This is a genomic window from Chryseobacterium sp. SIMBA_029 (assembly GCF_046535275.1).
Classification (GTDB): Bacteria; Bacteroidota; Bacteroidia; order Flavobacteriales; family Weeksellaceae; genus Chryseobacterium.
Genome location: NZ_JAWRXA010000196.1, coordinates 1 through 286, shown reverse-complemented (window position 1 = coordinate 286; position 286 = coordinate 1). Strand labels below are relative to the sequence as shown.

At 39.2% G+C, this 286-nt stretch carries 1 pseudogene; it reads left to right on the top strand.

From position 1 onward, the window contains the following. A pseudogene (locus tag SB679_RS23800) lies at positions 1-286 on the top strand (T9SS C-terminal target domain-containing protein); the annotation flags it as partial.

Here is a 286-nt window from a genome sequence, read left to right as displayed (position 1 = left end):
AGGATGGCAATGAGCAGTGGAGAAAATATGTAAAAGGAGAATCCAGAAAGAAAGAAGAAAGATTATCTGATCTCAAATTCAACAGAGACGGCTCTATTATACTCGCAGGAACCAGTGCCGAAGAACTTGGAAAAGAGAACTGGAAGATTGTAAAACTTGGTGACAGCCAAATCGATAAGTTGATCGAAAAACAGGAGATCAAAATCTATCCGAATCCGGTTTCCGATTATGCCTATGTAGAAACAGGCTTTGATTTCAAAGAAGCGGATATCACCCTGTATGATAT